Below are 15,837 nucleotides of genomic sequence, written 5' to 3' on the forward strand. Positions count from 1 at the left end.
CGTCCCAGCCTCAACGCGCGGGTTGCGGGCTCTTCTCCGCGGCCTCGGTCGACAGCGGTGGCCGCACGGCGCGGATCCCCAGCAGCACGAGGGTCGTGGCGGCCAGAGCCACGACCAGGCCGATCAGCGTGTGGCCGGTCAGCGCGAGAGCGACATAGCCGATCAGCGCGCCCAGCCCGCTGACAGCGGCGTACGGCAGCTGGGTGACGACGTGCGTGATGACCCCGCAGGTCGAGCCGGTGGCCGACAGGATCGTGGTGTCCGAGATCGGTGACATGTGGTCGCCCATCACGGCGCCGGCGAGCACCGCGCCGAGCGCGGCCAGCAGCAGCTCCGGCGCGTCCAGACTGACCATGATCGCGCCGGCGATCGGCAGCAGCAGGCCGAAGGAGCCCCACGAGCTGCCGGTGGCGAAGGCCATGGTGTCCGCGACGAGGAACATCAGCGGTACGAGCCATGCGGGGGTCAACGGCGAGGCCTCGACGATGTGTCCCAGGTAGGTGCCGGTGCCGAGCTCGTCGATGAGGGTGCCCAAGGTCCAGGCGAACAGCAGGATCGCGATGGCCGGGATCATCGAGCGGATGCCCTCGTGCCAAGCCCTACCGAACGCTGACCACCCGAACTGCGGATTCTGGGAGGTGTAACGCACGTAGTAGTAGAGGGCGACCGCGAGCCCGACGATGCCGCCGAACAGCAGCGACGTGACGACATCCGTCTCTGCGAGGACGGCGATGAGCTCCCACGATTCGGCGCCCTGATAGCCCGTCCAGACGATACCCACGAGCACCGCGACGACGAGCGCGAGGAACGGCACGACCAAGGCCCGCTTGGCGCCCGGGTGGTGCACGGGCAGGTCCTCGGAGAGCTTGCCGGGGATGTCGGAGCCGTCGTCGACGACCTCGCCGTGCTCGAGCGCGCGCTGCTCCCGGTCACGCATCGGGCCGAAGTCGATGCGCAGGGCGAGGATCACCCCGACCGTGAAGATGGCGGCGAAGGCGTAGTAGTTGGCCAGGGCCGAACCGACGAAGGCCTCCAGCCCGGAGATCGTCAGTGTCGAGGCCGCGACGATCGGGGCGAGCACGCCGATGATGTACGCGCCCCAGCTGGAGAACGGCACGATGACCGACACGGGGGCGGAGGTCGAGTCGACGATGTAGGCGAGCTTGGCCCGCGACACGCGGAAGCGGTCGGTCACGGGCCGGCTCACCTGGCCGACGGTCAGGGCGTTGAAGTAGTCGTCGATGAAGATGGCCAGACCCAGGATCGCCGGGAGGAAGGTCGCGCCGCGGCGCGTGTGGATGCGTTCGTAGGCCCAGTCGGCGAAGGCCCGGGTGCCGCCCGACATCAGCACGAAGGCGCTGATCGCGCCGAGCAGCAACATGAACAGCACGATGTAGACCTGCCCGGTGTTCAGCTCCCCGTCCTCGACGAAGATCCCGGCGAAGGCCTGCCAGGCGACGGCGACGGACGCACCCGGGGAGAAGTCGGCGATGAGCAGAGCGCAGGCGACGACACCGGCCCCCAGGCTCAGCAGCACCCGCCGGGTCAGGATCGCCAACACGATCGCCAGCAACGGTGGCAGGAGGGTCAACCAGGGCTGCGAGTCGATCACGGGGGCTCCTGTGCAGTGGGCAGGCCCGGTGCCGGGCGGGGCTCCCAACGTATCGGGGGCCGGCCATGCGGAGCGTGGGACACGTTCATCGACGACCCCATTCCCACGTCGGGCGGCTGAGCAGGCCTTGCCCCACCACGACGGTCTCGCCCAGATCGGTCGCCAGGTCGACGAGGCGGTGGGCGGGCACGACGCCCGGTGGCACCGGATCGTCGTCGAGCGGGTCCAGCAACCCGGGATGCGCCTGGGCGAGGGCCTCGAGCAGCGGCTGCGAGTGGGTGACGACCAGTACTTGAGTGCGCGTGGCCGTCTCCCCGATGAGCCGGGCCAGCGGCGGCAGCAGGCTGGGGTGCAGGCTCGTTTCGGGCTCGTTGAGCACCATGAACGGCGGCGGGTCGATCGTCAGCAGGGCGGCCAGCCACAGCAGGTAGCGCAGCGTGCCGTCGGAGAGTTCCGCCGCCCGCAGCGCCCGGAGCATGCCGGGTTGCTGCAGGGCGATGTCGAACATCCCGTCGGTGACCTGGATGTCGAGGGTGGCGCCTGGGAAGGCGTCGCCGACGCAGCGGTGCAGGCGGCCCGGGTCTTGTTCGAGGATCGTCGCCAGGGCCGCGGCCAGATCGGCGCCGTCGTCGGCGAGGGCGCCGGTGCGGGTGCCCACCTGCGGGAGCCGTGCGGGTGCCTGGGGGTCGGCGCGAAAACCGTCGTAGAAGCGCCAGCGCCGCAGCACCGAGCGCATGGCCCACAGCGCAGGCGCGGAAGCGGGATCGCTGTACTCGGTCAGCAGACTGGCGAAGGGTGGCAAGCGGACCTCCGCGCGCTCCCACCCGTCGGGCCCGCGCAGCTCGACGACCTGGTGGCGGCGGCGGGCCGCGAGGGTGGCCGGCCGCATCACCGGCCCCTGGAAGACCGCCTCGCGTTTGATCTCCGGGTCGCGCAGGAAGAACGGGATGCGTTCGGCCCGGTAGGCCTTCGGGGATTGCGGCGGCAGACCGAGGTCTACGAGGTAGCCCAGGTGCACGCCGCCCACGCCGAGCCGCAGGGAGATGGGCTCTTTGCGGATCGTGCCCTCGGTGCGGCCGCTCCGGCGGGCACCGCCCAGGGTGGCCGGCCCGGCCCACAGGGCCGACTGCAGGCCACCCTCGCGGGCCAGGGAGGCCACGACGCGACCCTGGCCGCAGTCGGCCAGCAGCCGCAGCGCCCGGTACAGGCTCGACTTGCCGGCGCCGTTCGGGCCGGTGACGACCGTGAGCCGACCGAGCGTGACCCGCACGTCACGCAACGATCGGTAGCCCGCGACCGCCAGCACGCTGTACATGTGGAGCAACCTAGGGGCGAGCACCGACAAGGTTCGCGGACCCGCCTGCGTGCGGCCTGCGCGTGCGGCCTGCGCGTGCGGCCCTGAGGCAGCCGGGTAGGTACCCTGGGGGCGATCGTCCGACCAGGTGAAACGGGCGAAACACGCTGGTGTGAGAAGTCGAGGGCAGGGTGAACAGTCCAGGCAGCAGCCGGCAGCCAGGCGAGGACGGCTCTCCCGCTGCGACCACTCCGGTCGATGGCGTGGCTCACCTCCCGGACGGGCGTCGCCTCGTCACCATGAGCGCTGGGGAGGGCGCTGTTGAGGGTACTGGCGACGGCCCCGACCTCGTGGTGTTCGAGGCGGGTCTGGGCTTCAGCGGCCGGTATTGGGGCCCGGTCCAGGAGGCCCTGGCCCGGCTCGCCCCGCAGGTGCGCACCCTCGCCTACGATCGCGCCGGCCTCGGCGAGAGCACCCCGGACGCGCAGCCGCGCGATCCGGCCCGGCTGACCGACGACCTCGACCACCTGATCGACGCCCACCCGCACCGCCGCCTCGTGCTCGTGGGTCACAGTTGGGGCGGGCCGATCGTCCGCCTGGTGGCGGCCAGGCGACTGGCTCGGGGGCTGCCGCCGACGGGTTTGGCCCTCATCGACGCCTCGGACGAGCGCGCGGACCTGTACTTCGGCGCGGCCGCGACGGTCGGCGACGCTCTCTACACGGCCGTCCTGCCGGTGCTGGGGCGCCTGGGGTTGTTGCGGCCCGTTTTCGGGGCTCTCGCCTCCGGCCTGCCCGAGCCCTACCGCACTGCCACGGTGGCGGCCTCCAGCACCCCCAGCGCCGCCCGGGCGACCGCGGCGGAGAATCGGCACATCCAGCCGGGCCTGGCCGCGCTGCGTCGCCACCCTCCGGCGCTACCAGGGGTGCCCACCGTGGTGGTCTCCGGCGGCCGTGCCGGACCTCTGGAGCGCCGCAGCCGACGGCAGTTGAATGAAGCGCACGCCGCGACGGCCGCCGCCCACGACGGACGGCACGTGGTGACGCCGCGGTCCGGCCACCTGGTGCCCATCACCGAACCCGACCTCGTGGCCGGCGTGGTGCTGGAGCTGCTGCAAGCCGGAGAGTGAGGGGCCCGCCGAAGGCCCGATGCGCCTCGCCCCGCCGAGTGTTGCCCGGCGGGGCGATGCGATAACGATCAGGCGCGCACGCGGTACTGCCCGACGATGTCGTGCAGTTCCTGGGACAGGCGCGACAGATCCTGCGCGGCGGTGAGCGTCTGCGCGGCGCCGTCGGACGTCTCTCCGGCGTTGCCGGCCACCTTGTCGATGTTGCTGGCGATGCCGGACGATCCGGAGGCCGCGTCGTGCACCGATCGGCTCATCTCGTTGGTCGTCGCCGTCTGCTCCTCGACGGCGGAGGCGATCGTCGACTGGGTCTCGTTGATGCGCGCGATGACCTCGGTGATGTTGGCGAGCGCCGCGCTGGTGGCGGCGGCGTCGTCCTGAATACCCTGGACGCGGGTGGAGATGTCCTCGGTGGCCGCGGCGCTCTGCTGCGCCAGCTCCTTGACCTCGTTGGCGACGACCGCGAAGCCCTTGCCCGCCTCGCCGGCGCGGGCCGCCTCGATGGTGGCGTTGAGCGCGAGCAGGTTGGTCTGCTCGGCAATGCTGGTGATCGCCTTCATGACCTCCCCGATCCGGATCGAGGACTCCGACAGCTTGCGCACGGTCTCGGCGGTCAGCTCGGCCGAATGCACGGCCTCCTGGGCGACGCCCGTGGCGCGGGTGGCGGCGGTGGCGATCTCCTGAATGGAGGCGCTCATCTCCTCGGTGCCGGAGGCGACGGTGGAGACGCTGTTGCTGACATCGCCGGCGGCGTGCGAGGCCGACTGCGCCTCCGCGCGGGTGCGGGTCGAGACCTCATCGAGGCGGGAGGCCGTGGCAGTCAGCTGGCTGGAGGCCGACGACAGGGCCGCCGCGTTCGTGCTGATGGCCGCGATGACCGTGGACACCTGCTCGTTCTGGGCGTTGAAGGCATCCGCCAGGTCGTGCAACTCGTCGACGCCCTCGGGCTCGAGGGTGAACGACAGGTCGCGGGGGTCGCGGTCCTGCAACGTGGTGGCGTAGTGCCGGATCACCGAGCCCATCTGGCGGTGGAACACCCAGAGGATGGTCAGGAGGGCGATCGAGAGCAGTACCGCGATGATGGCCAGGGCGATCTCGGTGGCAGAGCGCAGCCAGGCGCTCGATTCGGCGTCGGCGGTCACCCGCTGGGCGTTCTCGGTGCGGAACTGCTCGATCGGGCCCATGATCTTGGCGGCCTCACCCAGGTACGCCTCGTTGTGCACGAGGTCGCGGGCGAGTTCCCGCTTCTGCTCGGCGTTCAGCGCGCGGTCGGCAGCCGACAGGCTGTACTCCGCGACCGGCCCCGGCATGGCGGCGGGAGCGACATTCGCGGCCTCGAGCATGAGCCGCATGGCTCGGGTCTCGGTCTGCACGAGCGTCGCGGAGTTCTGGCTCGCCTGGGCCACGAGGTCGAGTTCCGACTGCGGCGTCTCCAGCGACTCCAACGTGGCGATCGCCTTGGCCTGCGACTTGGTCTCGTTGATCTCCGTCCAGTACTGGTCGAGCCAGGCCTGGTCGCCCGTCGCGGTGTAGGCGCGCACGGTGTTGGTCAACAGCCGGGAGGAGTCCCGAACCGTCTCGGCGGCCTCGATCGACTGCTCTTTGACGGCGATGGAGCGCGTCATCTGGTTGGTCGAGTACACGTTGCCGACGACGGCTGCCCCGGCCAAGGCTGTGAGGCCGATCGCAGCCGCTGCCGCGATGGTGGTGATTCTTGACTGCTTCACGAGAATTCCTCCGGGACAATTCGTGCCTTTTAGGAGCAAACGTGCTATTTCTGCGCTCCAGCCCTAGAGATCGACACGCGGACACGGGATCTGAGACCGGCCACTCCGAGCTGCCCCGGGAAGGGACGTTCGGCCTTTCTGGGGCCTCCCGCCTTCGTGGGTCCGGACCCAGGGTCACGCGAGTGCGGCAAGATCGACAGAGGTAACGAGGCGACGATCGAATGAGGAGAGACAGCGGCATGCGGGTAGCGATCATGGGGTCCGGCAACGGCGGTACCGCGGCGGCGTTCGAGTGGGCGCAAGCGGGGCACGAGGTCTCGATGTGGGACTTCGAGCAGTTCGACGCCAATATCGCCGCGATCGCGGCAGCGGGGAGCATCGAGGGGCGGGTGAAGTTCGAGGGCACGGCGCCGGTCCGGTACGCGGGGCACGACCTCGACCGGGCCCTGGAGGGGGCCGAGTTGGTGCTCATCGTCGGCCCCGCCTACGCGCACGAGGCGATGGGAGAGGCGTTGCGCGGCAAGCTCTCCGAAGACGCCGCCTACTGCGTGCTGCCGAGTTCGTGCAATGGCGCGGTGGTGCTCAAGCAGGCGCTCGGGCTCGACCTCATGGACGACACCTACGTCATCGGCGAGACGCACACGCTGCCGTACGGCTGCCGGCTCGTCGCGCCCGGGATCGTGCGGGTCACGACGCGGGTGCTCGACGGCCTGTTCGTCGCGGCGCTGCCCAGCTCACGCACCCCGGAGCTGCTGACCAAGTTGCAGGTCGTGTGGCCGCAGGCCGAGGCGGCGAAGAATGTGTTGCAGACAACCCTGCAGAACGGCAATCCGGTGCTGCATCCGGCGATCATGCTGCTCAATGCGAGCCGCATCGAGAACACCGGCGGCGACTTCCTCTTTTACACCGAAGGTGTGACGCTCGCCTCAGCGCGACTCATGGAGGCGGTCGAGGGCGAGCGGCAGGAGCTCGGCCGGGTCCTCGGCATCGATATCGTGCGCGACCCCGAGTTGGGCCTGCGCCAGGGTTATGTGTCGGAGGCGACCTACCTCAAGGGCTACAACGACGGCATCGGGTTCGCGAAGTCGCAGGCGCCGAAGACACTGGATTTCCGCTACCTGACCGAGGACGTTCCCTACGGATTGGTCTTCATGTCCGAGTTGGCACGCCAATGCGACGTGCCCACCCCGGCGATCGACACGGTGATTTCGATGGCCTCGATCATTCTCGACGTGGACTTCCGCGCCGCCGGCAAGCGCCTCCCCAAGGATCTCGGCTTCGCCGACCTCACTTTGGAGCAGGTGCGGGGCCTGTGACCTGCGCGGCCCGCCGCTCGTAGACCCGCGCGATGAAGGGCGCGCCCACACCGTGCAGCACGAAGCTGGCGAGTACGGTGACCACCATCGCGGCCAGCGCCGTCTCGCTCTCGTTGGCGGGCAGGTCGGCGAAGGCGAGCAGCCCGAAGACGATCGTGGCGATGCCGCGCGGCCCCAGCAGGGCCACGAGCATCCGGTCGCGCAGCGGCATCGAGGACCCGAGCAGGCACAGCAGCACGGGCACGATGCGCACGACGGTCAGCGCCGCGAGCGGGAAGAGGGCGACCTGCCAGCTGAAGAGCACCTGCATGGCGATCACCGAACACACGCCCAGCACGAACCACATGACGTAACCGGTGAGCGCGGCGAGGTCTTCGGTCAGGTCGATCTCGGAGTGGGCGAGGTGGCCGCGGGCCGCGCGGAACGCCAACCCGGCGACGAAGGCCGCGACGAAGCCGTTGCCGTGCCAGGTGAACGCCAAGGCGTAGGCGAGCAGCGGAATGGTGACGACGCCGACGCGCAGGGCCGTCGAGGAGGACCAGCCGCGGGCGACGACGAACCGCATCAGCAGACCGGAGGCGACGCCCACCACGATGGCTTTGAGGGACGCAGGGAGCGCCTCCGCCAGGGCCGCCTGCGGGGTGGCGGCGTGGGAGGTGTTGCCGGCCAGGGTGAGGGCGAAGATGAAGATCGGGGCGACGATGCCGTCGTTGTAGCCGCTTTCGACGTTGAGAACGTTGCGCACCCGTTCGGGAAAGCGTTTGTCCTTGAGGATGTCGGCGGCCGGCGCCATATCGGTGGGCACGACCGCGCAGACGATGGCGAGGACGGCGGCCACGCTCAACGCGGGGAAGGCCCACAGTCCGGCCGCGGTGCCGAGCAGGATGCTCAGCGGCAGCGCGAGAAACAGCAGCCGGCTGGCGGGCTTGGGCTCGTGGCCCAGGATGCCCCGGCGGATCTCGAAGGAGTCGACGAAGAGCACCAGCGCGAGGATGACTTCGGCGATCTGCTGAGCCGTGCGGCCCGTGAGCACCTGATTGGCGATCTTGAGGTCGAAGTCCTGGGACACGATGCCCAAGGCGCTGGCCGCGCCGACAGCCAGGCCGCCAGCCACCATGACCATGGGTGCCGTGATGCGCCACGTGCGCAGCTGTTCAGCCGCCAACGCCCAGATGAGCAGCACAGCACCGCATGCCAAAATCGCGGTCGTCACGACACGTCCCCTTATCGATCCATCCCCGTCCGGCGGCCCTCCTGGCACGCTGAACCCTGAACAAAGGTAGGCCAGACCAACAGGGCGTCTCACCAGGGGTTCGACCTCCGAGCCGCTCGTGCAACTCGGTCAGGGCACCTGCGCACCGCAGCAACGCGCCTCGTCAGCTGTGCAGTCCGCGCAACACCTCGTAGAACGCGGCCTTGCCTGCGAAGCCGATGCCGGGGCGGTCGTCGAGTCGCACGCGGCGCCTCGTCGACCTCGTGGCGGCCGGCGACGCCACGGCCGCCGCCGACCTCGCGGCCGCCCACAACGAACGCAGCCTGGCAGCCACCGCTCTGGCGACACCGGCCCCAGCTGTCCGCGACGTGGGCGCCGGAGCCGACGGAACGTGACCGAGCGCTCTCCGGCCGGGTCAACGCAGTACGAACCCGGGGGTCAGGTCATCGCGAGAGTCGATGACGAATGTGTGCTCGCCGGTTCGATAGGCCATCCCGGTGACCATCGGCAGCACGGCATCCCGGTCGTCGACGTATTCGGGCGTGACCTGCAAGCCCACGCTTGCCGCATCGAGTTGCGCGTAGATCGCGCCGCCGTAGGTGACGTCCACGCTCAACTCGCCCCGCGAGGTCTGCACCGGTACGTCCGTGGCCAGCACGTAACTGGGGACGTTGAGAAAATCCGCGCACTGGACCGTGCCGTCGGCGGCGGTGTGCACGCGCGCGGTCACCCGGCCGGAGGGGACATCGATGATCACCTCGGTGATGCCGCTGGGGTCGGCGGGGACGAGTCCGCTCTCGATCGCCCAGACACCCAGGGCGATGGTGCCGTGTCCGCACGCCGTCGAGAAGCCGTCCTTGTGCCAGAACAGCACGCCGAAGTGCGCGCCTGCATCGTCGGGCTCGACGACGAAGCCGCCGTACATGTCCGCGTGCCCGCGAGGTTCGTGGCACAGGATCCGTCGGATCCGTTCGATCTGCGGGTTGGCCATCGCGAAGACCCGCTTCGCCGGCACGTTCGCTCCCTCGATGTCGATCGGAAGGCTGGTGACGATGCGGAACGGCTCGCCGCCCGTGTGATAGTCGACGCTCTGGTAATGCTCCGTGGCCGGGGGGAGTGAGTGCGGCATGGTGCGCACGCTAGCGCTTGCGTCGGCAACATAGGCGACGACTTCGCCGCCCCGACGGTCGCCCTCAGTCCGGTCGGCGGAGCGAGCGGCCTTCTAGGCTGAGCCGATGACGTCGAGCACCCCTGCGGACGGGCTGGTCTGGCACTACACGGACGCCGCCGGCCTGCTGTCCATCACGAGCAACCATGTGCTGTGGGCGACCGCGTCCGGCTTTCTCAACGACGCACTGGAGGTGGAGCTCGGGGTCACGCGCATGAAGGAGGCTCTGGAGGTCAAGGCCGCAGGCAGCGACGACGTGGTGCGCCGCTTCATCGAGGAGCGGCTGCGGTCGGAGTTGATGAAGCCCTCGACGGCCTCGCCGACGCTGTTCTTCATCCTGAGCGCCGCCCAGCACTGGGATCTGCTGGCGATGTGGCGGTGTTACGGCGGCCGCGGGGAGTCGTACGCCATCGGCCTCGATCCGCACGCCCCCTTGGCCGTGCTCACCGAACCGGGCGTCGACGTCTCGCCGTTGACGACGGGCGACGGCTACGTCACGCATCGTCCGTGGGCCCCCGTGCGCTACGACCTGGCCGAGCAGCGAGCGCTGGCGGAGGCGGTGGTCGAGGGACTCCCGGCGGCGTACGAGGCGGCCCGAGCCCGCGTGGCCTCCGGAGAATTGGATCGCGCCGACGTCTTGGAGGCGGTGCAGGGCACGCTCGACGATCTCGAACAGGCCCTCTTCCTCATCAAACACTCCGGCTTTCACGACGAGCGCGAGGTGCGCTACTGCACCGGCATCTTCGACCCCGACGGTTCGGCGTACCGGCAGGGGGTGGTTCGCTACCGTGCGTCGGCCTTCGGGATGGCGCCCTACTTGCACCTCACGGGTGCAGGAGAGCCCGGCTCGGTCTTCACCGATCGCGCCGCGCCCCTGCCGATCCGGGCCGTCGCCATCTCACCCTCTCCCCACGGCGGCCGCTCCGCCGAACCCACCCGCGCGATGCTCGCCGGCAACGGCTACGACGTCGACGTCTTCGCGTCCCAGATCCCCTTCCGCGCGTAGCGCGTCTGCGCCTACGAGCGCGAGGGCTAGGCGAACTGGGGATCTCCGTCGGTTTCGTCGAGGATGAACTGCCCGAACCCTGGAGCGTTGAGCGCGAGGACCCCTCGGCGGGGGACAGCAAGCAGTCCCTTCCCCAGGAGAGCTGCGCGGGCGACGCTGAGGTCGTTGGAGTGCATGCCGAGTGCTGCAGCGAGTTCTGCTCGGGACATTTCCTCCAGCCCCGAGCGCGCGATGGTCGCTAGGACGCGCCGTTCGGCTGCGGTCGCGCGGTTCCAGCGCCCCCGATAGAACAGCTCGACTTGCTCGTCAGCGGCGGCGACTCCGCTCCTGGCGTCATCGAGGTCGATGCGGTCGCCGCTTCGTCGCTCGCGTGACAGCCACACTTCATGGCCGTAGAGCTGGACGAAGTACGGGTAGCCGCCCGACCTGGTCAGCACGATCTCCAGCGCCTCGGACTCCCAAATCACCCCAGCCTCAAGAGCTGGCTGGAAGAGGGCTGCGGTGGCTGCGTTCTCGGGCAGGTTAGTGACCGTCTCGAAACGGAACCGCTCGGCGAAGGACGCTCCTTCGGTGACTCGCTCTTGGGTGCTGCTCAGTCCGGCCGCCATCAGTGCTGCTGGAAGGGCCGCTGCTCCGGCGGCGTGCACCTCGGCCTGGAGCTCCTGCCAGGCGGTCGCGAGAACCCGAATCTCCGACGGGTCGGCATCTTGCAGCTCGTCGATGAAGATCACCAGGCCGCGGTTGGTCGCCTGTGTCGCGCCTGCGACGGCCGTCACCACCTGCTTGAGGCTGGAGACTGCGGAGGGGAGTGCGCTCGCGGCCCGGACATCGAGCGCGACTTCGGCGGGGCCGAGTCGGAGGCCGACGCGGCTGACGGCGTGTTTGAACTGCTCGGTGAGCGGCATCGGCGACAGCTGCTGCATCCGGTGCGCGAGGAGGTCCGCCAGCGGGGCGAGCGTGGCGCCGGGACTGGCGGTCACGAAGGCCGTGGACAGGCCCAGTGCCGTTGCTGTTCGCTCTACGGCTCGCAGCAGTGATGTCTTGCCCACACCTCGAGCGCCTTGCACGACCTGAATCCGGCCCTCGAAGTGCTGCCTGCCTGCCACACCGACGAGGCTCCGCTCCAGCGCGGCGGTCTGCCGCTCACGACCGGGAGTGAACGTGGCGATGTCGCCCGGCGTGTAGGGCGATGCGAGAGGGTCGAGCACGGAGCCTCCTTATGAAACTTTATGAAGTGGGCCGTTTCATAAAGGATCATAAAGCGGGGGACGGCCGGACGTCTTCGTGCTGCCGCCCGAGGAGTCCCGGTGGCGGCGCGCGTCAGCAGCGGCTCACTGGTAGGAGACGAACCACGGCTTGGGTTCGACGTCCTGGTAGGTCTGCTGCGGGGTGAACGTCGGGGTGTCCTGCTTGTGGAAGTTCTTCCACGCCATCCAGATGCCGTCGGGCAGGTTGCGCTGCAGGCGATTCCAGGTGGCGAACTTCAGCTCCCGGCCGCCGTGGCCGTCGGCGTGCAGGGTGATGGCGAGCTCCTTGTGGGAGGTGTCGACCTGGCTGCGGTTAGTGATCATGCCGTCGGTGAACTGGTGCAGGATGAGCATCTTCTGCGGCAGCTCGTGCTCGCGGGTCAGCTCCGCGAGCCACTTCGAGACCTCGTTGATCTCCTTGGCGTCGACCGAGCCGATCTGATTGCCGTGCACCTGGGTGTTCGTGATCCGCCACTCGGGATCCAGGGCCAGGCCCACGTGTGGCTCGCGCAGAAACTCCTCGTACTCCTTGGCCTGATCGAGGAAGTGGGAGCGGCCCGGCTGCAGGTCGAGCACCACGTGCACATCGTTCTCGGCGGCCGCCTCGATCCAGGGCCGCAGCACGCTCTTGGGGCGCAGCATCGTGTACTTGCGGTCGGGCCCGGGGTCGCGTGCGGCGACGGTGGTGATGATCTCGAACGCCGGCTGCACCGGCTCGTCGCTGTACTTCTGGTACTCGGTGACCTTCTTCTTGATGCGCGCGATGGCCGCGTCACATCCTGCTGGCCGAGCGCTCCGAGCGCTGGCACGCCGGGGGAGCCGTAGAGGGCGACGAGTCGCCGGTCGGGGAACATCGTGGTGCCCCCGCCGGGCAGCTCAGCCGGCTCGGGCTCGGGTTCCGGAGTGGGAGTGGGGGCTTGCGCCTCCTGCGCCTGGGCGGCGTCGTCCGGGTCCTGCGCAATGGCGCATCCCGTGACCGCCAACGCGCCGATCGTGACGATCGCGAGCAGACGCCCGCTCGATCTGCGCGCAGGGCCGGAGAGGGTCGCGGGCGAATGCAAGAGAAGGCGCGGCATGCTTCCGCACCGTATCGAGCATTTCGCCCGGATTCGAGCACCGCCGCCCGGTGGTCGGGCTCCGGGCCGCCTCCTCCTAGGCCCGCGTCATCGCCGATCGAGGAAGGCGAGCACCGCGCTGACCCGGCGAGGGTGTCTCGGGCCTGCGACATCGAGGACTCGACCGCCGCGCCGGCCGATGTGGGGTCGTGCTCGAGCTTCCCAGACGATCACCAGGGGGATGCCGGCCGCGATCAACGTGAGGAGCACGACGTGCGCGGCGACCAGCAGCGGCCACGAGATCAGCAGGTAGACCGACTCCCGGACGAGGCGATTGAGGGTGGCGCGCACGCGGTGGGACGTCATGCCCTTGACGCTACGGAGCGGCGGTGGCCGGGCACCATCCGGTGAGCCGGACAGACGTCTGTCGGGCTAACCCGACAGACGCCACTGACCACGACGTGACCCACCCTTGGCTAGCTGGTGGGGAGCGGTGCCACTGCGGGGCATTCCTTGTCGGCTACGGAGCCCGCGGCGCGGGCCGGCACGTCGCCGGTGGTCAGGTAGGCGGCGATGGTGTCGAGGACGCAGGGGCTGGCGGAGAACGCGGAAGAATGGGTGGAGCCGTTCTTGCCTTCGACGAGGCGCGCGGATGCGAATCGGTCCCGCACGGCAAGCGCGTCGCTGAACGGGGTCGCTCCGTCGAGGGTCTCGCCGATCATAAGGAACGGCTTGTCGAACGTCGCACCGTCGACAGCGGTGAGCGACTTGGCCGGGACGGGCCAGGTGGCGCAGGGGCCGTTGAGCCAGGTGTTGCTCCACGTCATGAGCTGGTTTTCCGGCTCCAAGCGCCGCGCGTCGGCGATCATTGTCTGGATGTCCGGCCACGTCGATTCCGAACACTCGACGCCCAGGTAGGCGGCATAACTGTTGTCGGAGGGGTTCGGGTCCTTGCCCTCGTCCAGACCCTGCAGGTCGTTCTTGTTGAGGACGACGTCGAGCAGCTGCCCGTTCATCGGCCAGTACCCAACGCCGTAGGCGGCCTTGATCAGCGAGGCGATCAGCTCCGACGAACCCGCTCCGGCTGGAGGCTTCGCGGCCAGCTCATCGATCTTCGCGAACGTCTTCCTCTCGATGGCGTCGGCGTCGGTGCCGAGGTGGAACATGTTGGGGTTTTTGGCGACCCACTCCAGGAAGACGCGGAAACTCTTGGTCACCGCCACGTTCTGATCGAGGTTTGACTGGTACCAGCCCTTGTTGGGGTCGGCCACGCTGTCCAAGACCACGCGATCGACATGCTGGGGGTATTGGGTCATGAAGACCTGGCCCAGGTAGGTGCCATACGACGTGCCCCAGAAATGCACTTTGTCGACACCCAGCGCCCGACGAATGGAGTCGAGGTCCTTGGCATTGTCGAGCGTCGTCATGTGCTGGAGCACCTTGAACCCGTCGGACGTCTTGCAGGCCTGCGCGTATGCGTTGACCCGTTCGATCCACTTCTGGGTCGCTGCGTCGTCGCCCGGTCGGAACACCGGCTGCGGGGTGGCGAAGTAGTCGGGGATGCACGAGACCTGCGGTTTGCTGCCCCCGACGCCACGGATGTCGACGCCGATCCAGTCGAAAGAGTCGCCGACGTTGTTCGGGAGGTTCGCGGCGCTGTTCGGCACAGTGCGCCCGAGACCACCCGGGCCCCCGGGATTGGTCAGCACCACGCCCTTGAAGTCGCTGCCCTTGTGTGCGCGGCGACTGATGGCGAGGGTGATCTTCTCCCCCTGCGGGTTGGCGTAGTCCAGCGGCACCGATACGTCCGCGCACTCCAGGCCTTTGAGGTCCTCGTCGGTGCAGGCCTTCCAGGGCGTCACAGATACCGGCGCCGCACTCGCTGAAGTCGTTTGGGGTGATGCCGAGGTGTTGCTCGGCATTGAGCATCCTGCGGCGGCGAGCCCGGCGATGGACATCAGGACGACGAAGCGCCGCGCGGTGCACGTAGGAGTCATATCTGCAGTGTCGCAAAAGTGCGTTCAACCCAAAGGTGGATATGTGGGCAACACACTGCCGGTGGCGCTCACCCTCGGGCCGCGCCGCGCTTCCAGTAGCCGCTGAAGAAGATGTGCCGCTTGTCGACGCCGCTGGCCACGAGGTGGCGGCGCAGGGTGGTCACCGTGGTGGACTCCCCGCACAGCCAGGCGTACCCCAGAGCTCGCCCATCGAAGGCCGGGGTGGTCGGTGCGGTGAGGGCAGGCAGGATCGCGGCGCCGGGTTCCGCTGATCCGCGGTCGTGGACGACCGCGGATCCGAGCGGCGAATCGGAGAGCCGAGCAAAGGACGCGTTGTAGGCGTCCACGAACCGCACGTCGGGAACTTCGATGTGCACCTCGAGCGGCGGCAGCGGATCGGACAGCGAGCGGATGATCGCGGCGAGCGCGGGCAGCGCGGTCTCGTCGGCGACGAGCAGTTGCCGCGCCTGCGGTTGAGGCGGCGCGTAGCAGGCGCCACTGGTGCGCACGCCGACGGCATCCCCGGGTGCCGCCCCGCAGGCCCAGGCCGACCCCGGCCCGGCATCCCCGTGGAGCACCACGTCCACGTCGATCTCGCTGTCGTGCGGCCGATACTCGGCGACGGTGTACCAGCGCAGGTCGGGGCGGGTCGCCTCCGGCAGTTCGGCCAGGGCCGCGCGCACGTCGCGCCGGCCCGCGTCGGGTAGCTGCAGCGCACTCCCGCGTCGAGGCATCAGCAGACCGAAGTACTCATCGGGCCCCGCCGGCCGCCACGCCGCCAGGTCTGGGGCCACCAGGGTGATGCGGCGCAGACCCGGCGTCAGTTCACGGACCGCGCTGACCTGCGCGATCACCTGGTGGTGTGTGGGACGTCGGGGCGGCGGCGCGCTGGAACGGGCGGCGTATACGCCCCACACCCGCTCGACGAGCGCATCACGCAAGGCTGCGACGGTCATCTCTGGTCCTTCCGGCGGACAGGCATCGGAGCCTGCAGGCAAGTGAGGTAAGGCTTACCTAATCACGGAAGGTGGGGTGCCGCGCAACCAGGCTCAGCCGCACGGCCTCCGCGCGCCGGTCG

14 protein-coding genes are annotated in these 15,837 nt (G+C 69.4%); 4 read left to right on the forward strand and 10 right to left on the reverse strand.

What is annotated here, in order from left to right; all coding sequences use genetic code 11:
• Positions 1-10 precede the first annotated feature (10 nt).
• Positions 11-1,612: a Na+/H+ antiporter NhaC family protein gene (locus KILIM_RS08775; protein WP_006592308.1), complete on the reverse strand. Its 1,602-nt coding sequence runs from the start codon at positions 1,610-1,612 to the stop codon at positions 11-13.
• An 85-nt stretch (positions 1,613-1,697) separates the two neighbouring features.
• Positions 1,698-2,927, reverse strand: a complete 1,230-nt coding sequence (locus KILIM_RS08780; RefSeq protein WP_006592309.1) for an AAA family ATPase — start codon at positions 2,925-2,927, stop codon at positions 1,698-1,700.
• 278 nt (positions 2,928-3,205) lie between these two features.
• On the opposite strand from KILIM_RS08780, the gene KILIM_RS08785 reads away from it, so the two are divergent.
• Positions 3,206-4,033, forward strand: a complete 828-nt coding sequence (locus tag KILIM_RS08785) for an alpha/beta fold hydrolase (protein WP_085955996.1) — start codon at positions 3,206-3,208, stop codon at positions 4,031-4,033.
• A 68-nt stretch (positions 4,034-4,101) separates the two neighbouring features.
• Here the strand turns inward: KILIM_RS08785 and KILIM_RS22270 are convergent, their stop codons facing one another.
• On the reverse strand, positions 4,102-5,757 hold the full coding sequence (locus KILIM_RS22270; RefSeq protein WP_006592311.1) for a methyl-accepting chemotaxis protein: 1,656 nt from the start codon (positions 5,755-5,757) through the stop codon (positions 4,102-4,104).
• Between the two features lie 239 nt (positions 5,758-5,996).
• Here KILIM_RS22270 and KILIM_RS08795 point away from each other — a divergent pair, with 239 nt between their 5' ends.
• Complete coding sequence (locus tag KILIM_RS08795; protein WP_006592312.1) at positions 5,997-7,073, forward strand: NAD/NADP-dependent octopine/nopaline dehydrogenase family protein; 1,077 nt, start codon at positions 5,997-5,999, stop codon at positions 7,071-7,073.
• Here the strand turns inward: KILIM_RS08795 and KILIM_RS08800 are convergent.
• Complete coding sequence (locus KILIM_RS08800; protein ID WP_006592313.1) at positions 7,045-8,286, reverse strand: cation:proton antiporter; 1,242 nt, start codon at positions 8,284-8,286, stop codon at positions 7,045-7,047. The genes KILIM_RS08795 and KILIM_RS08800 overlap by 29 nt on opposite strands.
• Before the next feature lie 203 nt (positions 8,287-8,489).
• Here KILIM_RS08800 and KILIM_RS23950 point away from each other — a divergent pair, with 203 nt between their 5' ends.
• Positions 8,490-8,681: a hypothetical protein gene (locus KILIM_RS23950; RefSeq protein WP_157551604.1), complete on the forward strand. Its 192-nt coding sequence runs from the start codon at positions 8,490-8,492 to the stop codon at positions 8,679-8,681.
• A gap of 20 nt (positions 8,682-8,701) precedes the next feature.
• On the opposite strand, the gene KILIM_RS08805 is transcribed toward KILIM_RS23950, so the two are convergent.
• A complete protein-coding gene (locus tag KILIM_RS08805) occupies positions 8,702-9,415 on the reverse strand; it encodes a proline racemase family protein (protein ID WP_040562751.1) in 714 nt (237 codons plus the stop codon).
• 106 nt (positions 9,416-9,521) lie between these two features.
• Here KILIM_RS08805 and KILIM_RS08810 point away from each other — a divergent pair, with 106 nt between their 5' ends.
• Positions 9,522-10,460 (forward strand): DUF2971 domain-containing protein, encoded by a 939-nt coding sequence (locus tag KILIM_RS08810; protein WP_006592315.1) that lies wholly within the window; start codon positions 9,522-9,524, stop codon positions 10,458-10,460.
• A 26-nt stretch (positions 10,461-10,486) separates the two neighbouring features.
• Here the strand turns inward: KILIM_RS08810 and KILIM_RS08815 are convergent, their stop codons facing one another.
• The 5 genes from KILIM_RS08815 to KILIM_RS08835 all read right to left on the reverse strand — a co-directional run bounded on the left by KILIM_RS08815 (position 10,487) and on the right by KILIM_RS08835 (position 15,715).
• On the reverse strand, positions 10,487-11,668 hold the full coding sequence (locus KILIM_RS08815) for an ATP-binding protein (protein ID WP_006592316.1): 1,182 nt from the start codon (positions 11,666-11,668) through the stop codon (positions 10,487-10,489).
• Positions 11,669-11,791: 123 nt separating this feature from the next.
• Positions 11,792-12,418 carry a hypothetical protein gene (locus KILIM_RS08820; protein WP_006592317.1) on the reverse strand — a complete coding sequence of 209 codons (627 nt, stop codon included), beginning with the start codon at positions 12,416-12,418 and terminating at the stop codon, positions 11,792-11,794.
• A gap of 452 nt (positions 12,419-12,870) precedes the next feature.
• Positions 12,871-13,128, reverse strand: coding sequence for a hypothetical protein (locus KILIM_RS08825; protein ID WP_006592318.1), 258 nt, complete (start codon positions 13,126-13,128; stop codon positions 12,871-12,873).
• Positions 13,129-13,238: 110 nt separating this feature from the next.
• Positions 13,239-14,684, reverse strand: coding sequence for an alpha/beta hydrolase (locus KILIM_RS08830; protein WP_006592319.1), 1,446 nt, complete (start codon positions 14,682-14,684; stop codon positions 13,239-13,241).
• A 143-nt stretch (positions 14,685-14,827) separates the two neighbouring features.
• Positions 14,828-15,715: a siderophore-interacting protein gene (locus KILIM_RS08835; protein WP_006592320.1), complete on the reverse strand. Its 888-nt coding sequence runs from the start codon at positions 15,713-15,715 to the stop codon at positions 14,828-14,830.
• Between the last annotated feature and the right edge of the window lie 122 nt (positions 15,716-15,837).

This window comes from Kineosphaera limosa NBRC 100340, assembly GCF_000298215.1.
In the GTDB taxonomy this organism is placed as follows: domain Bacteria; phylum Actinomycetota; class Actinomycetes; order Actinomycetales; family Dermatophilaceae; genus Kineosphaera; species Kineosphaera limosa.

Coding starts and splice junctions, on each gene's coding strand:
- KILIM_RS08810 (WP_006592315.1), top strand. CDS start 9,522: ATGACGTCGAGCACCCCTGCGGACGGGCTGGTCTGGCACTACACGGAC.
- KILIM_RS08795 (WP_006592312.1), top strand. CDS start 5,997: ATGCGGGTAGCGATCATGGGGTCCGGCAACGGCGGTACCGCGGCGGCG.
- KILIM_RS08830 (WP_006592319.1), bottom strand. CDS start 14,684: ATGCCGAGCAACACCTCGGCATCACCCCAAACGACTTCAGCGAGTGCG.
- KILIM_RS08805 (WP_040562751.1), bottom strand. CDS start 9,415: ATGCCGCACTCACTCCCCCCGGCCACGGAGCATTACCAGAGCGTCGAC.
- KILIM_RS08780 (WP_006592309.1), bottom strand. CDS start 2,927: ATGTACAGCGTGCTGGCGGTCGCGGGCTACCGATCGTTGCGTGACGTG.
- KILIM_RS08835 (WP_006592320.1), bottom strand. CDS start 15,715: ATGACCGTCGCAGCCTTGCGTGATGCGCTCGTCGAGCGGGTGTGGGGC.
- KILIM_RS08825 (WP_006592318.1), bottom strand. CDS start 13,128: ATGACGTCCCACCGCGTGCGCGCCACCCTCAATCGCCTCGTCCGGGAG.
- KILIM_RS08785 (WP_085955996.1), top strand. CDS start 3,206: ATGAGCGCTGGGGAGGGCGCTGTTGAGGGTACTGGCGACGGCCCCGAC.